Origin of the sequence: Coleofasciculus sp. G3-WIS-01 (genome assembly GCF_040223135.1) — a bacterium.
Lineage (GTDB): Bacteria > Cyanobacteriota > Cyanobacteriia > Cyanobacteriales > Coleofasciculaceae > Coleofasciculus.
The window spans coordinates 15,523-31,773 of the sequence record NZ_JAVJZI010000114.1; the positions used below are offsets into that span (position 1 = coordinate 15,523).

General features: G+C 45.1%; 14 protein-coding genes and 2 pseudogenes. 8 read left to right on the top strand and 8 right to left on the bottom strand.

Annotated elements, in window-relative coordinates; genetic code table 11:
- Positions 1 to 401 precede the first annotated feature (401 nt).
- The 5 genes from RIM23_RS11585 (at position 402) to RIM23_RS11605 (ending at position 6,201) form a co-directional block, all read left to right on the top strand.
- Entirely contained in the window at positions 402 to 1,736 is a 1,335-nt protein-coding gene (locus RIM23_RS11585) for a hypothetical protein (protein ID WP_446367191.1), read from the top strand.
- 387 nt (positions 1,737 to 2,123) lie between these two features.
- A complete protein-coding gene (locus tag RIM23_RS11590) occupies positions 2,124 to 2,393 on the top strand; it encodes a DUF6658 family protein (RefSeq protein WP_446367193.1) in 270 nt (89 codons plus the stop codon).
- A gap of 214 nt (positions 2,394 to 2,607) precedes the next feature.
- Positions 2,608 to 3,312, top strand: coding sequence for a hypothetical protein (locus RIM23_RS11595; RefSeq protein ID WP_446367195.1), 705 nt, complete (start codon positions 2,608 to 2,610; stop codon positions 3,310 to 3,312).
- Between the two features lie 103 nt (positions 3,313 to 3,415).
- A complete protein-coding gene (locus RIM23_RS11600; protein WP_446367197.1) occupies positions 3,416 to 4,372 on the top strand; it encodes a pentapeptide repeat-containing protein in 957 nt (318 codons plus the stop codon).
- A 230-nt stretch (positions 4,373 to 4,602) separates the two neighbouring features.
- On the top strand, positions 4,603 to 6,201 hold the full coding sequence (locus tag RIM23_RS11605; RefSeq protein ID WP_446367199.1) for an AAA family ATPase: 1,599 nt from the start codon (positions 4,603 to 4,605) through the stop codon (positions 6,199 to 6,201).
- On the opposite strand, the gene RIM23_RS11610 is transcribed toward RIM23_RS11605, so the two are convergent.
- On the bottom strand, positions 6,198 to 6,398 hold the full coding sequence (locus tag RIM23_RS11610) for a hypothetical protein (RefSeq protein WP_446367200.1): 201 nt from the start codon (positions 6,396 to 6,398) through the stop codon (positions 6,198 to 6,200). The genes RIM23_RS11605 and RIM23_RS11610 overlap by 4 nt on opposite strands.
- A 146-nt stretch (positions 6,399 to 6,544) precedes the next feature.
- Here RIM23_RS11610 and RIM23_RS11615 point away from each other — a divergent pair, with 146 nt between their 5' ends.
- Both RIM23_RS11615 and RIM23_RS11620 read left to right on the top strand, forming a co-directional pair.
- On the top strand, positions 6,545 to 6,748 hold the full coding sequence (locus RIM23_RS11615; RefSeq protein ID WP_446367202.1) for a hypothetical protein: 204 nt from the start codon (positions 6,545 to 6,547) through the stop codon (positions 6,746 to 6,748).
- A 4-nt stretch (positions 6,749 to 6,752) separates the two neighbouring features.
- On the top strand, positions 6,753 to 7,169 hold the full coding sequence (locus RIM23_RS11620; protein ID WP_446367204.1) for a hypothetical protein: 417 nt from the start codon (positions 6,753 to 6,755) through the stop codon (positions 7,167 to 7,169).
- An 84-nt stretch (positions 7,170 to 7,253) separates the two neighbouring features.
- On the opposite strand, the gene RIM23_RS11625 is transcribed toward RIM23_RS11620, so the two are convergent.
- The 4 genes from RIM23_RS11625 to RIM23_RS11640 all read right to left on the bottom strand — a co-directional run bounded on the left by RIM23_RS11625 (position 7,254) and on the right by RIM23_RS11640 (position 11,532).
- Positions 7,254 to 9,311: a bifunctional metallophosphatase/5'-nucleotidase gene (locus RIM23_RS11625; protein ID WP_446367206.1), complete on the bottom strand. Its 2,058-nt coding sequence runs from the start codon at positions 9,309 to 9,311 to the stop codon at positions 7,254 to 7,256.
- A gap of 313 nt (positions 9,312 to 9,624) precedes the next feature.
- A complete protein-coding gene (locus RIM23_RS11630; protein ID WP_446367208.1) occupies positions 9,625 to 9,963 on the bottom strand; it encodes a HepT-like ribonuclease domain-containing protein in 339 nt (112 codons plus the stop codon).
- Positions 9,935 to 10,276 carry a nucleotidyltransferase family protein gene (locus RIM23_RS11635; RefSeq protein WP_446367210.1) on the bottom strand — a complete coding sequence of 114 codons (342 nt, stop codon included), beginning with the start codon at positions 10,274 to 10,276 and terminating at the stop codon, positions 9,935 to 9,937. The genes RIM23_RS11630 and RIM23_RS11635 overlap by 29 nt, the downstream gene beginning before the upstream one ends.
- A 392-nt stretch (positions 10,277 to 10,668) precedes the next feature.
- Positions 10,669 to 11,532, bottom strand: coding sequence for a hypothetical protein (locus RIM23_RS11640; RefSeq protein ID WP_446367212.1), 864 nt, complete (start codon positions 11,530 to 11,532; stop codon positions 10,669 to 10,671).
- 38 nt (positions 11,533 to 11,570) lie between these two features.
- Here RIM23_RS11640 and RIM23_RS11645 point away from each other — a divergent pair.
- Positions 11,571 to 11,753: pseudogene (locus tag RIM23_RS11645) on the top strand (RNA-guided endonuclease TnpB family protein); the annotation flags it as partial.
- A gap of 172 nt (positions 11,754 to 11,925) precedes the next feature.
- Here RIM23_RS11645 and RIM23_RS11650 read toward each other — a convergent pair.
- From RIM23_RS11650 to RIM23_RS11660, 3 genes and pseudogenes are all read right to left on the bottom strand, one after another.
- On the bottom strand, positions 11,926 to 13,350 hold the full coding sequence (locus tag RIM23_RS11650) for a pyridoxal-dependent decarboxylase (protein ID WP_446367214.1): 1,425 nt from the start codon (positions 13,348 to 13,350) through the stop codon (positions 11,926 to 11,928).
- A gap of 455 nt (positions 13,351 to 13,805) precedes the next feature.
- The gene (locus tag RIM23_RS11655) at positions 13,806 to 15,545 is read right to left on the bottom strand and encodes a mechanosensitive ion channel (RefSeq protein ID WP_446367216.1); all 1,740 of its coding nucleotides are present in this window, start codon (positions 15,543 to 15,545) and stop codon (positions 13,806 to 13,808) included.
- A gap of 524 nt (positions 15,546 to 16,069) precedes the next feature.
- Positions 16,070 to 16,251 (bottom strand): annotated as a pseudogene (locus tag RIM23_RS11660) (hypothetical protein); the annotation flags it as partial.

Genomic DNA, 16,251 nt, shown 5'->3' on the forward strand with positions numbered 1-16,251 from the left:
TAGTATTAATATTGGCTCCTCTTCAAGGAAAAAGGGTAAAACCCTTTCATACCCTTGCACCGCTATCAGGAAAAATGTACCCCTGCTCCCAGACGCGCCATGGCAGACGCGCCATGGCGCGTCTCTACATGCTCCCCCTGCTCCCCCTGCTTCCCCTGCTTCCTACCCCCACCACAATACTTATTCAGCAGACCCTACTTCCCCTGGTTCCCTATCCTTTGCAGTAGGGGAACAGATGTGTCTATATATTTTCGCGAAAATATATATGATGAGTTTATGCCAATATCAATTTTGAGATCGTCAAGCTGAACACGCCGATGAGCGGTAGCTTTGACGCAGGGTGTCATCAACTTGCTACTATTAGACCTTCAGTAAGGGCGTAAGCGTCCTTTAGGATTTTCATGATCAGGGAAGTTATCTTAGACACTCATCATACTGAGTCTCGTACTCAACCCAACCCGCTAGGATTCCCTATTCAGCAGGCACAGGATGTTATCTATCAATTTTTGCTAGATACGGTTAGACAGCAACCTCCAGAAGCCGTTTTGCAAGAATTTAAGTTGTTATTTATTGACTATAATGCTTCAGAAGGTAATCCGGAAGCGATTAAAGCTTTATCAGAAATTATTTTTGCTAATGATGAAAAAGAATTCAAAAATACAGTTAAACGATCCTGTTATATTATTATCAATAATTGGTATATTTTAAGGGATTTTAATGCGAGTCAAGACTTAATTCGTCTATTTTCTGATGTTCAAATTACTCGAAAAAGATTATCACCCACATTAAGCCGTCAAAGAACGTGGCTTTTAAATTTTATCAACAGTCCAGACTATCACGAACTTAAATTATTTATTACTCAACAAGGAACTTCAAATTCAGGTCATTGGAGTAACCGTTATATATCTTATCTACTCGTTCCTCAATATACAAATCCGCACAACCCCGTGGAGCAGCGTGAAGCCGCCAGAATCTTGTCCAAAAAGCTCAAAGATCAGTTCAAGTTTGATTTGGCGATGTATACGGCGCACTCTCAATCAGCAATCCACCGGGAACCAATCCATCAAAATCCTACAGGTTTAGGAGATAAAGTTCTTGATTTAGTTAAAAAGATTGTCGTTAAACATGGGCTGTTTAGTTATAAAAATGTAGCTAATATATTTCTAGAGCAAACCCAAGAGTTAAACTATAGAAAATTTAAAAAAAGTTTACAAAGTTATCTAATCTTCTCAGTAAAAAAGAAAGAATTGGTTGAGTCTTTAAATCAAACCTTAACCGAAAAATTAAATAATCTTTATCAAGATTACCATGAGACAACGATAGAGGCGGCATTACTTCTGAGAACCTGTAACCGTTTAATTGATTATTTTACTACGGAAAATCAAGATGAGCCGTCACCACTCTTTATTCTACTCATGTCTCAAGGTCATCACTTAACTCTGGCGATGCTATTACTGAAAATTATTATGATTTGTCCCAATTCGCGCAACCACCTAGAAAATTGTATTGCTAAATTGATTCAATATTATACCAAGTATCCGGAAGATGAATGTAGTTGGGTGATTACATTTTTTGAAGTGTTTAAAATAACCTTTGCCATTCATACAGATAATGTTCAATATAATCTGATAAAAATGGATAATAATATAAGTTCAAAATTTAAGCTAGATGCTTACCGAGTGTTTTCTCAGCTTCGGGACTATGCCAATTTGGAAGAGAAACCTGAAAATCAGTAGACCGAAAAGTTTGCGGTTGAGATGGAGAGCACAGGAGGAGCGGAAATACTTGAGCAGCTTTGTATATACTCCCGGAGCAATGTTCCAGACGTGCCATAATGCCATAAGTAGGTGGGTGCAAATAAACCCAACTATATTAAGTTTTGTAAATATTCCGCCAACCCTTACAAATAACAATTGACAATTGACGTAGCTTGCTTCTCGCTCCCTTGAGTATGACGATCCCCAGATGGGTAGTTTCCGTCCCTATGTTTGTTTTTCTCTGTCTTCAGTTAGAGACGAGGCGCTTACACGATAAAGTAGAATGTCACCTTGGCTAGAGACAACGATCGCCTGGATACTGATAAGCTGGGCAATCGTTAGGTGCATATCGATTAGGAGTATAGCGTGAAACGACTGAGTGAGTTTTGGCGACAGATAGTAACGTTGGTTTTAGCCAGCGTGATCCTATTGATTGGCACAGCCTGTAGTAGTACAGCTGTGCAAAGTGGGCGTCCAGAAAATCCTCCTGTTCAAGCTGGAGGCACTAATAATCCGTACAAACAGGGGGGAGACGGTTACACTGACAACAATATGTCTCTAAATCCTGATTTTAGCAGTAGGTTCAATGTATCCAACAACTCGGTAGGGCAACCTGAATCAGTTAGATTAATTTGAGAACGGTGACTTATAGAGTGCGATAACCGTAACTTGAGTATATGGGATTGCACTCATCCGGACGCTTTGAGCCGTTCCGAGATATTTTATGCCATTTTGCTAAAGTGTTGAATTAAATGGTTCTAGACAAGGGAAGGGGTTGAAACCTATCCTGTCTATTACTGCTTTAGACAATTGGGATAACTCTTTGACAACATAACGCAGGAGATTTTTTATGAGCAGAGTGATAACTTGGCTAAAACGCAAGCGGTTGACTCAATTATTAACCGTGGCTCTGGCTGGCATTTTTGTATTCATCAGTACAGGATGCAATAGTGGAGTATCGGCGAAGACGGCTGATGATGTGACAAAAAATGTTACTGAAGTTCTCACGCCTACAGGCGAAGTGAAGGACTATCAGGGGCTAGATTCTCCGAAAGCGTCTCGACAGGCAAAAGATAATCCTGATAAATTAATTGAAAACGCTGAGAAAAACCTGGAGAAGAGGGCTGATACTCCTGAGAAGTTTATCGAAAATTATCGAGAAGGAGCGCCGCTTAATAAGCGAGTCGAGAGACTTGGCAAAGATGTGAAGGAGTCAGCCACTAATGTGACTGAGGGTTTGACTGAGGGAACTCAGAGAGGCGTTAAAAATCTCAAAGAAAATACGGCGGATGCGGCTGAAGATGTAAGCCAGTCTGCCAAGCGTTCGGCAAAAGAGGTGAAGGAAAACACCGAGGATGTTGCTGAAAATGTGGCTAAGTCTACCAAACGTTCAGCTCAAGACACGAAAGAAAAGGTACAAGAAACGGGTGAAAATATAGCCAAAAAGACGAAACGCGCCGCAGAAGATACAGCCGATTTCGTGGGAGATAAAGCCAGTCAAGCGAGTAAATCGACGCAGCGAGCATTAGAAGATGCTGGGGATGCTATTGATTAGTGCAGCTTGACATAAGTTCTAAAGTAGTGTAATAGATCAGGGTTTATTGTTGATTCTTGATGGCAATAAACCCTGAACGACACAAAAAGGGTACGGTATTATCGTGCCCTTATTTTATGGTCTATGCCAGCGCGATCGCACCAACCCCAACTCTATGACAGCTTATCCAAATCAACCTCAAGATACTGATGTGGTTTTGGGCGGTTCAACCTCCAGAGGAGACGCCGTATTAGGCGGAATTGAAGGAGTAAAACAGCAGTTGAGTCAGAACCCCCCATCCTCTCCCCTATCCCTGAATGCCAAAATAGCCGCCCTCCATAACGCCCTTAATTATCGGCAAAAGGGCATAAACATACTCATGCAAGCCTTAGAGGATGAATTGTGGGAGATTCACCAAACCGCCTATTCTCTTCTGGAAAAACACGCCGCCACTCAAGCAGAATCAGCCTTAACCCAATACATCATCCGATTAGCTAAGGAACTCCTCAACCGTTATGAAGCCGGAAATCGGGCGTTTTCAGGGGCAAATTTAAGCGGGATTTGTTTACAGTGGGAAATCTTAAGCGAGATTGATTTAAGTCATGCTAATCTCAGTGGGGCATATCTAAATCGAGTGGATTTAACTGGGGCAATCCTTAAGGGCGCTAACTTCAACCAAACTATCCTCAAGGGTGTAGAATTCTCTCAAGCAAATCTCAGTCATGCTAATCTAACTGGTGTTTCCCTAAAGGAGACAAACTTCAGTCAAGCTGAACTCATGGGGGTCAATCTCAGAGGGGCAGATTTGACTAATGCTAACCTGCAAGAGGCTAATTTGACCCAAGGGATTATCAGTTGGGCAAACCTGAGTTACGCGAATTTAAGCCAAGCTAATTTTACCCACGCCAATCTAGTGGGCGCAAATCTAACGGGAGCAGATTTGAGTGACGCCAACTTGAGGGGCGCTAAACTAAGAGGGGTGAATCTGACAAACGTTAATTTAGACAAGGCTGATTATGATGAACATACAGACTTTCCCGTTGGATTTAGTGACTACGATAAATTAAGAAAAAATATGTAGGGGCGGGTTTCATCACCTCGTTTCATCACCTCGTTTCCAAGCTCCGCCTGGAAATGCTAGTAGGGAGGCTCTGCCTCCCATAAAATGTGTAGGGGCGGGTTTCACGACTACCGTGTCTTCCCTCACCCAGATATCACTAAACCCGCCCCCGTCTAAATTATGAATTATGGTTTTTAATTCCCTATTCCCTATTCCCTATTCCCTATTCCTTGTTCCCTGTTTCCTGACAAATGACCAATACATTTAATCCCCATCAAACCTTAGTCGAACAATTAGATTTAATGATCCGGGCGCGTTATCCGTTGCTTTATATCGTAGCGGTTGAAGAAGAGCCGGTGGAAGAAGTATTGCTATCAGTGGCTACCCAATCCCAACCCGAACGCCAAGTTTTACTCTGGGATATTGTGCGGGGATGGGAAGATAATGGGGCGGATAAGGGTTCAGTGATGGGGGCGCTGCATCGGATTCGGAAGACTGATCCTCAGGAAAATACCCTGTTTGTCCTCCGGGATCTGCATTTTATCTTGAAAAATCCTCAGAGCGATCGCAACGCGCCAGTGATCCGAGAATTGAAGAATCTAACCAAGGAACTTAAGCGTTCTCGCAAAACCTTAATCCTCACCAGTCATACCCTAGAAGTGCCAGCAGAATTGAGTGAGGAAGTTACGGTTATTGATTTCCCCTTGCCCAATACTCAGGAAATTGATTACCTAATTAGTATTCTGGTTAAACCGGAAAACTTAAATTTAACTGGATTAGCGCGGGAACAGTTAGTTAAAGCCTGTCAGGGATTGAGTCGTGCCAGAATTGCCCGGGTACTGGCAAAGGCATTAGCCGCCAAACAACAGGTGAATGAAACGGATATTGATGGAGTATTAGGGGAGAAAAAACAAGCCATTCGCCAAACTGGAATTTTAGACTTTTTTACCGCCCAGGAATCGTTGAAAAATGTCGGCGGATTGGAGAATCTCAAGCAATGGGTACGGATGCGCCAAGATGCATTTACAGAAGAGGCGCGACGCGATGGAATTCCCAATCCCAAGGGGATTTTACTGGTGGGAATTCAGGGAACAGGGAAATCCCTATCCGCAAAAACCATTGCCCATGAATGGCGTTTGCCCTTATTGCGATTAGACACCGGACGATTATTTGGCGGAATTGTCGGGGAAAGTGAAAGTCGGGTGCGCCAAATGATTCAAATTAGTGAAGCGATCGCGCCTTGTGTATTATGGATAGATGAGATTGATAAGGCGTTTGGTAATATTAGCGCTGGTGTTGATGGGGATTCGGGAACATCGAGGCGGGTATTTGGCACCCTGATTACCTGGATGCAGGAAAAGACGAATCCTGTATTTATTGTGGCGACGGCGAATAATGTACAGATTTTGCCGGCGGAGTTGTTGCGTAAAGGCAGATTTGATGAAATCTTCTTTTTGAATTTGCCGACGGAAGCCGAACGCAAGGATATTTTTAAGGTACATTTGCAACCCTTACGCCCTTCTCGCTTACGGGATTTTGATTTAGGGCGATTAGCACGACTTGCAAAGAATTTTAGTGGTGCGGAGATTGAACAGGTGATTATTGATGCCATGCATCGGGCTTATGGGACGGTGGTGAATGGACAACGGCGAGATTTTACCACAGAGGATATTGTGCGGGCGATCGAGGAGACTGTACCCTTAGCCGCGATCGCACGGGAGCAAATTGAAGCGCTGAAACAATGGGCAGCCCGGGCGGGGGCGAGAACGGCGTCGAATGATAGTCAGTTGGTGGAGGAGTTAAAGCATTTTACCACACAGAAGGGGATTGGACCGTTGGAAGTGGATTAATGGTCTGTAACCAAAGCGTTCAATAGACCCAGTAGTTCATCAATAGGAGTCAAATAGCGATCGTTGAGATCGATACAGACTTCAAGGTGAGTTGTCAGGGATAAAAACCGCCAAATTTGACCCGTAGTCACCGTGCCATATACAGTTTTGGCAGCCATATCAGCGTCGCGTCGGTTAACTAAATAAGCGGCATACATAGTGGCAATACATTGAGCTAAACCTGCATTAATGTTTTCATATTTAAATTAATAACGATAGCTTTTACAACATTGCAATTATGGGCAATCGTCCGGACATGATATAATCCACCGGACATGATAGAACAACCAAAGGAGACTCAAAGATGACCACGCCAAAGGACACATACCTACAAGATCCAGATGAACAGATGGACAGCTTGGGGCGAATCAGTTCTGAGCCGATACAAGCCAAAAGTCTAGAGCAGGCTGAGGCAGAATGTGAGGAGTTGGCTAAGGAGTACGGGGTAACCCTTGAGAGTACAACCAAACGCGATCGCGCTTGGTACGACTGCAATTTTAGGGGGTAAATTGATGAATCATAACGACTTTTCCGACAGCGCCCACACCCTGGGGACTGTTTGGAGCCGAACCCACGGCTGGCATAAGCCCCCATTCCCAGATGTCCCAGCAAAATTCGTCGCCTTGGCTGTCAGCTCCTACATCCGAAACTTGTCTGACTGGGAGATTGAGGACAAATTGAAAGAACTTGGCTTTAACCCCTCCTACCGTTGGCTGGGGGCGAATAATCCCAAAGACAAGTCACAGCCGACTCAACTCCTATTCTTCCTGAGAAAGTACAACCGGGATGATTCCGAATGCGATCAAGCCATTAAGACTCTCATTGATGGCGGGATTCCCCCACGGGCGATCATGATCATTACTCACAAACTCTATTGTGCGGCGGTGGGTAGCCAGTGCGATCGCGCTGATAATCGCAGAGATGATTAGCGCCCTATTGTTTTGGGTTTGGCGATCGCCCCAGGGAAGGCAGCGATCGCAGTTCATGCCGATTCATGCTGTTGATAGCATGGCTTATTCGGGAATGACTGTATCTTCCCGGAATGCCAGGTTTTGAATCCGCTGATCTAATTCTGGAGCCGTATCAACCTGATTGAAGGCTTGCTCTGCCGTGGGGAAAACTTGGTGCAGGTATTCGGCTAAAGCATCCTGCTCCGAACCAAAGGGGGCAAAATTGGCAATACCCTGGAACGGTTGTGCGATCGCACCATCTCGTACCCCGTTTTTGTTAAGATCTTCTTCAGGGTCAAAAACCCCGTCTTGATTGCTATCGGGTTCACCCGACAAATCAACGCGATCAAATAAAGCGGGATTGGCACTCAGGAAGCTGGGGAAGGGATAGTCATCGCCTCCATCAGCCAGGTAGCTGAGGGTGACTCCACGGAAGGTGCGATTCGGATCACCCACTAATTCACCATTCTCAACCACGATATCGATAACTTGATCTTGATCATCTACGACAACTAAAGAGACAACCCGATCATTGACTGGAAGAGTAGTATCAAAGCTAAACTTGATTCCACCAACTTGGGGAAACTGACCCGGTGTGGCACCAGGCACCGTTCCGGCTACGCCATGCTTGATTGTCTGCAATAGTTGATCGGCGGTGATGGTAAACAGGGTGAGGGAGTTGTTGAACCGGAGAGAGTTGGTAATATCAAGTTGGGACACTTCCCCTTCTTCCTTACCCACCGCCGAATTAGCCGCCGGGGGTAACAGTTCAAAGTCATTGGGATCGATGCCACCATTAGCGGCACTAATCACCCCGATGTTGGAGCGAATCGCGCCCCCATTCTTGAGGGAGATCACCGTTGTCGGATCTACGGTTTTGACATAAACTAAGTTGGCATCAGCCGTGAGGTTGCCTAGGTTAGTTTCTTCCGTGCGGACAAAAGCGCGATCGCCCCGCAGAAAAACATTCGTATTACCAAAGATATTCCCATCCTGAGTGGCGATTACCTGGTTCAGGGCATCGGTGATTTGGACAATCTCTGGATCAGGTGTGCCACCCACCGCTGCAACCCCCTGATCGTCGGTAGCGTAGGCGCCACTAATATTGGGGTCAATACTGCTGGGAATCAGAATACCCTTGGCATCAAAGTCTACCACCAGACGCCCGACATACTTAGAGTTAGCCTCGGTGTTAACAATCGCGATTGGCTCTTCCTGACTATTAGTTTTGAGAATCGGATAGGTACCGCCACTGGTATCGCCGGCTCGGAGGCGATCGGTTGTATCAGACAGTAAGGTATGGGAACCTCCGGCGATGATAATATCCACATCTCGCAAACGAGGCGCCAACTCATCCCGCTCAATATTCAATTGTTGCATGTGAGCCAGAAGAATCACCTTGTTGATACCCGTCGCCGTGAGTTCATCCACCGCTGTTTGGATCTGACGCGCCAGGGCGTCGTAATCGGTGGCATTATTGGGAAACACTGTGACACCATCAGAACCGGATAAGGAGGGCAGTAGGGGTGTGGTTGCGCCGACAATACCAATTGGCTCACCGTTGACAGTGATGATCGCGGTTCCGGCAACTCCTCCTGGGGGAATGGTGCTGGCTTCTTGACCATTAGCGGTTACTTGATCTGATAAGTTTGGTTCAGTGCTAAAGTCCAAGTTGGCGCTGAGATAGGGGAACAGAGTCCCACGGTAGTCTCCTGACGGTTTGATCATATCCCGCACTTCCTTGCTGCCCAGATCAAAATCGTGGTTGCCAAAGGTAGAAGCTTGGATACCAAGCTGATTAAGGATTTCGATGTCAGCATGACCAATGCCAGCCTTTCCCACAGGGGTATTATTTAGACTCGGATCACTGCCGGCAAAGAGGAAGGGACTAGGAATGTAGTTGTCCCCAGAGGAGAGGATCAGGGTATTGGGATAGTCATCTTTGAGAGCATCGAGAACAGCAGAGAAACGCGGCAAATCCGCCAAGGCTTGCAATCCCGATTCAATGTCTGAGGCATGGAGCAGTTGCAGGGTAAAGGGTGCTGGCTCTAAACCAACCCTTGCTGGTTTATTCGCCTTGCCCTTAAACATGGGAATGGAGATAGGTAGAGCGTTTGCCATCAAAGGGGGGAAGACTGTGCCAAGACAGAACGTGATGGTAAGAATCAAAACTGTAAGTAATTTCCAAATCGATCGCCAAATCATGGGTAAAAACTTGCTTTGAATGATTTAATTTACGTGTAAATCGGTCTTCTTTTAGATAGGGCTTACGCAGAGCCTCTATCTGTAGGGTGCGTTAGCCCAGCGTAACCCACCATTGCCGTTAGCCCAGCGTAACCCACCAATAGAGGCGAGGACGATGCCCCTAACGCCATTTTTATTATAAGTTAATTTATGTGGTTTAACTATAATTAACGTCAGTTTTTTGTTACTTTTATTCTGGGGTTGGAAGTAGGGGAGTAATGTAGTCGAGAAGTTCAGGGATAAACTTTTTGACCACTTGCCACACTAAATCAAGATTGACTTCATCGTAGTCGTGAACCAATCTATCTCGCATTCCGGCAATTTGTCGCCACTGGATTTCCGGATGAGATTTACGAAAATCCTTTGATAGTCTTTTAACCACTTCCCCGATGATTGTAATTTCGTATAAGACTGCCAATTGGGTTCTTTCGTCCCCATAAAAATCTGCTTCGGTCATAGTCTGAGTTAACCGGAGAATAGTCTGACAAAGTTTGGCTAAATCAAGCAGATAGGATTTGTCCTGATTCATAGATGATAATAGCAGTATCCAAAATGTTTTGGCGGCGAATCCAATTATGGCTCTTTTCAATAGAGCGTTTTTCAATCAGATCTACTTTGCGTCCGATTTTGTCTTCAAGTTGGTATTGGATGCTGACTAAATCCATTAAGCTGAGTTTTATTTCTGGGTCGAATACAACAAGAAAATCAATGTCGCTTGTCTTGTTGAAATCCTCTCTGAGAACAGAGCCAAATACGGATAATTCTTGGATATAGTTCTGTTGGCAGAAATTGATAATTTCTTGCCTAGAAATGTTAATTCTGTCTTGAACTTTTTGAGTCATAGCTAACATATATTTATCAATTTATCTTAGTTGCTCATAGTCTAAAAAAAGTAAAATACAGCTTAATCTAAGTTTAACTTGGTTTAACTCGGTTAACAGGAGATTAATGTCCTCAACCTTGTGGGAGGCGATCGCACTCAAACCCGATTATAGCGGGTGACAATTCAGTTAAGAGGATATCATAAATGTTGGCTCTACTCAACCAAATCGCCAACCCATAGAGCGTCGGTCAAGTATTCAATAGAAACCGGGTTTCTCGTGAGGATGACAACGCCATATCAACCTTTGAGCCAAAGAAACCAGGTTTCTTGACCGATGTCCTAGAATTGAGTTGATTTGACGCGATCGCCTTTTCCGAAGGTTACAGAACGGAGTTAACCAGCAACCCTTACCTAACCCTGCATTTCAGTAACGACTTCTCTGACAATATCAAAGAGTTCAGCCACGATATAATCGACAAAGGGTTTACCATCGACATCCTCAGTAATCCAGGGGTCCATGATTACCGATCGCATCACCGAGATAGCTTTATCTGTATCATCATTCCCAGTCCCCTCAGCTAACCCTAATAAACGTTCTTTGTAGTCGTTGAAAAATACCTCCCCGTAGCTGTATTTAAGGAAATCGGTTGTACTGACGACAATCTCATAGTTGTAAATATCACGACCATCGGCTTTAATACTGATGCGATCGTAGATTTTCTTGTTGAAAGCGTTAACCTCATCCAGATTTTGATTCAGCACCCCGCTTACCTTGTAGTTAAAGGCATAGGTGAGAATATTCAAATCCGAACCCGTTTGACGCAACATATCGAACGCCTCATCCGTAGACTCATTGATAATCGATTGAGGCGTTTTACCAGATAATTTTTGCAGTAAAGGTATCGACTCAAGCTCAAGCTTCGGCGTCGGCACAACCGCAAAATCGGTTTCCTTCTCACTGTATTCCAATAACTTCCAGTGGAAGACTTTACAGTTATAGACAGTGCGCCCTAGTATTTTACCGTAGCCTTGGCGTGTAGGACGAATCGCCGCATGACTCAGATAAACCCCAGCCGCAGCGGCACCCGGTTTCGAGCCTTCAATCCCATAAGTCCCCAAGACTAACTCCTCTTCAGTGCTGGCGCCGTCAGAGTTGATGTAGGGAGCTTCAAAGGCAATCAGACTCCGCATCGCCATATTGCGATAACATAAGGCACCCGCCGGATAGGGTAGGTATTGTAAAGTTTCAATAAGAATATAGTCAGATATCGTCATGTTGGCTAATATATAGACAGGAAACGGTAAGACTATGAATTGTCCCCAAGTGCGATTGTTATGTAATTGAGGTAATTTATGAAGAAAGAACAGTTCTTAACCCCGAAGGGAAATATAGCAGCGATAGATTTGGGCATAAATAGGCTGTAACTTCAAATCAACCGGATTTTACTCAATTGTTGATGATTAATGGCAGACCGTTAAAAAGCCTAAATAAATTTTAGAACCAAAGTTCCTACAATATTTGAGGAAAAGCATTCCCAAATGCGTTTAACCGCTATGGGATAGAGAGGTGCGTAGTTCACCCAAGGAGAATTAATCTCTCAAAGTAAAAGCGAAGGGAATTTCTGAAATGAAATTCAGTCTATCTATATTTGACTATACTTTTACAAACTATCCAGTTTTGTGCGGATCGACGGTTATAGTATCGGTGTGCTTCAGGTGTTGATATTGTGCAATCACATAATCACTCAAAGGCAATGGGGGCAGAGGTGTATCCTCCGGATCATCTAAGTTATCCCACAACAGAGAAGCAAAGTAACCTCCCCAGGCACAGTCAGCATGAAGCACAAAGTCTACATTGGCTGGACGATACTTTTGATCGCGCAATCGTACCATCTCTGTCAGGGGATCAACATTGCCCTCTTCAGTGGTACCAAAGACAGAAACAATCGAGATAATTGGATGCTTCGTGGCGATATATTCATCTATGGCAGCTTCTAATTCCACCACATCCATGCGACCATAGACATCTAGGGGTACAGTGTGCATATTATTCGCCCCTAGTCCCAGGATGGCAGCACCTTTGGGTAAGGAATAGTGTTTAGACGCCGGAACGATAACCACTGCATCTTTTACACCCGTTCCCACTAAAAACTTCTCGGCAAAGTCCAAAAAGCCCATATTTTGCAGGGAATAGGGAGAAAGGGCAGCATTGAAAGCGCCTGGATCAACGTTATAATCTTCGAGCAAGCGGTTAGAGAAATTCAATATTTCATCCACTGACAGATTCAACAACGCCCAGGTATCTAAGTTACCGATAGGGCTTGAAGTACCAGAAGGCAAAGTAACCGTAAATTGGCTCAGAAAATCTGTGCCTAAATCAGCACCTAAATCTTCTAGGGCTTGTTTGAAGGAAAGGGGATAAAATTTAAGGTTACGGGCTGCCCAAATCGATTCAATATTCGCCGTTGAGCCGCCACAGGTGAGATGTCCCCAGGCTTGAGGAGTGGTTTCCCGATAGCCCAACATCCGGCATAAGTCCCGTGAGGCTTCCACTTCCAAGACGGTAGTGATGGGGGCAGCTTCTAAGGCGACGTTATTTTGGTTATAGAGCATGGCGGCAAAATAGCCAGCCATTCCAGGTAAAGTCTGATCCCAGCACATGTGCCCTTGGTAGCGCATACTGGAAAAGGGCGCCGATTTTTTTAGTTCTGCCAACATCCGATAGAACTCAGTTTTAATCGTATCCACCGCCTGGAGATACCCCGGTTCCCGCTTCATGGGTTCGGTGATCGGAGACGGATCACTAGGATGGAAATTGCGCCGCCAAAAAACGTGGTCATTTAGGGCGACAGAAATCAATTCGGAAAATAGATCGACATTTTCCCCCCGTGGACCGAGAAACCAGGCGGCAACTTCTCGCTCAGTTTCATTTTCTCCACCGAGCAAATCTTGGAGGGTTTGGGAAACAATCCGCTTTTTACCGGAGAGTTCAGGAATAGCGCGATCGGCTAACAATTTACCGACAGCTTGTTTTAAGCTACTTAGTCCTTGACCGGAATAGTCGGGGGTTAAATCAATCGGAAGTTTGAGCATGGTTGATTATTTCTGAAGAATGAATTTGTTTGTAGTGAGAACTAAAGTTCTCGCTCCGCCTAGCTGGAGAGGGCTAAAGCCCTCACTACGAACCCAATCTACTGCACTTGATCAAGCTTGATAAACAACAACATCAATGTCAAGAGCCTTCAGGTGCAGGCATTCAGGGTATACGGGATCGGTCTGATACTTTTTTGGTTGAGCTATTTGTCTATCAAAAAATATATCCAAATTCGCACTAGGTTTTATAATAAGAAATGTTAAGTTTAGACCGTTAATGATTAAAGCCTGATTTACAGGTAATTTATATATATTTCCGGAAAAATGTCTCAGGGTTATTTTTTCGGAAAACAAAATTGTAGAGACTAGGTATGTCTAGTCTCTACAGGGTTTTGGCGATTTGCCCAAAAAAGGGGTAGTGTTCCCCGGATTTGGTATGATTCTCTTTGCCGTTATTAGGGTCCGGGGGGTCTATCTTCTTTGAATGAGGCTAACCACTCGCGAACTTGACCCGCCGCAATATCGCGAGATCCGAGTCCAAAGGCTAGAGCGATCGCGACAGCAATCGCACCTAAGAGTAAGCCAAAAGCTAAGTTCACAATATCGCCAGCGATACCCATTTGTTGTAGTGCCATCGCCACGGAAAAGGCAATAATCGCAATCCGAGCCGCTTGTGCCAGGATTTGGGATTGGCGCGATCGCGAACTGGTAATCAAGTTAAAGGCAAGATTGGCAAAGTACAAGCCAACCGCAAAGACAATTAACCCCGCCAGAATCTGACCCGCGATCACAATAATCCCATTGACAATCAGAGTTAAGGCTTCAAACTGCAAGACATCCACAGCAGCAACTGTGGCAAACAAGAGGATGGCGATGAATACAATAATACCCACCAGTTCTGACGGTGTACGAATGGAGGGAGTTGATTCAGGTTGAACCCGGGTTTCGGCTCCAGTCGGCGGAGTGGGTATGCCTAAATCGGGCTGTTCGGCAGGGGGGGGAGTGGGCGCAGGACGACTGGGGCGAGGTTCCGGTACACCGATCCAGCGATAAACGTTGTTAAAGCCAACGCTGGTGAGAATATTGGTGACTAAATCCTTGACAAACTGTCCCAAGACGTAAGCAATAAACAGAATCAACGCTGCCGTAAAGATTTTGGGTAGGGCGTCAAGAATCTGCTCTAACATCGCGATCGCAGGCTCTGAGATCGCATTAATCTGTAAGGTATTCAGTGCCGCAATGGCGACGGGGATCAAAATTAAGACATAAACCGTCGTGCCGATAATCCAGGAGAGTGACTTACCCCCTGGCGCACTTTGCAATCCAAATCGCGCTCCTAATTGATCCGTTCCAGCGGCTGACAAAAGATTGGTGACGATGCGACGCACAACCTGAGCCACTAACCAACCCGCCGCAGCAATTACCAGTGCTGCCAAGATATCCGGTAAGATTGCCAGAATTTCCCTGAGTAACTCCAGCACCGGTTCCAGAGTACCCTGCAACTCCAGCGTATCCAAAATTAGGGGCAGGAATAGCAGAAAAATAAACCAGTACAGAGCATTCCCGATCGTTTCACTTAGGGAGAACTGGTTTGTTTGACGTTGAGTCTCACCGTCTCCGGAGCGGGGTGTCTCATTGACTTGTTCACCCAAACGCTCATCCAAACCTAATGCCCGTAATCCTCGGATTGTTATCAGCTTGACTAAGCTTGCTACCAACCAAGCGACTACCACCAGAATTGCCGCGGCGAAAAGCTTCGGTAAGAAGCTCAAGATTTGGTCGAGGAAATTATTCAGCGGTTGAGAAACAACCTCCAGCCTCAACGTCTGCAGAACCGCTACCACCGTGAAGATAATGATAATCCAGTACACGGCACCGGCTATCCATTTCTCGACTGGCGGCGGTTCTGCTCCTTGTTGACCGCCAGCAAACCACTCGGCGATTTGATTGTCGATACGAGTACGGTTGAGCAGTCCTTTGGTAATTGCCTTGGCAATCAAGGCAATGATAATACCGACAACCAGGATGAGGATGGCGGCGATTAGATTGGGACCGAAGCTGCTGACATTTTGCCAAATTCCCTGAAGACCAGCCTGAGTTTCTTGGATGGGTGCTGATGTGTCTTGGGCTAAGAGGGGATGCACCCAAGGGGGCACACCTCCAATTGGGATAATTCCTTGCCAGGGTTGGTTCATAGTCTTCCTTATCTAATTACTCTCTAACAGTAAACGCAGTCACACACAATCTGTGACTTTCAGGCTACAACTCATCAAGTATTTATAGTCCTCTCAATCTATCGATATCTTTGTCTCCATGTTTTTGTGCTAATTCAAGATTTTTCGCCTCAGAGCGTCATTGCTAACGATGTTCGATTAATTACGGCGTTACCTCTATCTTTATGGGGAATTTGGTCAGAAAAATCAAGCTTATGTTAGTTTTTTACCTCAAATCAGCTTTTTTTGGGGTTCATCAAGGTAAAGGATATCTCGTTTTGGCATTCCCATGTCTAAAGACGAGGGGATAATAGGTGGAGCAAGAGAAGCAGCTCGGAAGACAACACTCCTTCATCCCTGATGTGGTATTGCCAGGAGTCTCCCTATCCCCGATTTGCCTCGTCTTCCTCCCTTTTTGCACAATAGAGGAGATTTGATCCGGATTGAGTCAGACACGGCGAGCTGACACTGTATTGACTTCTCCCCCGGTTGAAACGCGGGGGATTCTAAGAGGATACTGCAGGACGGGCTAAAGCCGCGTCATGAAATGGCTTATGAATAAAGAAATCCGCTATCTTGAACCATGTCTTGACTAGCGTTCCTAGCGGTATTCTAATTTGACCATCTTTAATCTTCAAAGCTTGTTTAGGATAACTGACAACAGAAAGACCGCCTTTCTTTAAATACT

Coding starts and splice junctions, on each gene's coding strand:
- RIM23_RS11585 (WP_446367191.1), top strand. CDS start 402: ATGATCAGGGAAGTTATCTTAGACACTCATCATACTGAGTCTCGTACT.
- RIM23_RS11595 (WP_446367195.1), top strand. CDS start 2,608: ATGAGCAGAGTGATAACTTGGCTAAAACGCAAGCGGTTGACTCAATTA.
- RIM23_RS11605 (WP_446367199.1), top strand. CDS start 4,603: ATGACCAATACATTTAATCCCCATCAAACCTTAGTCGAACAATTAGAT.
- RIM23_RS11610 (WP_446367200.1), bottom strand. CDS start 6,398: ATGTATGCCGCTTATTTAGTTAACCGACGCGACGCTGATATGGCTGCC.
- RIM23_RS11615 (WP_446367202.1), top strand. CDS start 6,545: ATGACCACGCCAAAGGACACATACCTACAAGATCCAGATGAACAGATG.
- RIM23_RS11620 (WP_446367204.1), top strand. CDS start 6,753: ATGAATCATAACGACTTTTCCGACAGCGCCCACACCCTGGGGACTGTT.
- RIM23_RS11625 (WP_446367206.1), bottom strand. CDS start 9,311: ATGGCAAACGCTCTACCTATCTCCATTCCCATGTTTAAGGGCAAGGCG.
- RIM23_RS11630 (WP_446367208.1), bottom strand. CDS start 9,963: ATGAATCAGGACAAATCCTATCTGCTTGATTTAGCCAAACTTTGTCAG.
- RIM23_RS11635 (WP_446367210.1), bottom strand. CDS start 10,276: ATGACTCAAAAAGTTCAAGACAGAATTAACATTTCTAGGCAAGAAATT.
- RIM23_RS11640 (WP_446367212.1), bottom strand. CDS start 11,532: ATGACGATATCTGACTATATTCTTATTGAAACTTTACAATACCTACCC.
- RIM23_RS11650 (WP_446367214.1), bottom strand. CDS start 13,350: ATGCTCAAACTTCCGATTGATTTAACCCCCGACTATTCCGGTCAAGGA.
- RIM23_RS11655 (WP_446367216.1), bottom strand. CDS start 15,545: ATGAACCAACCCTGGCAAGGAATTATCCCAATTGGAGGTGTGCCCCCT.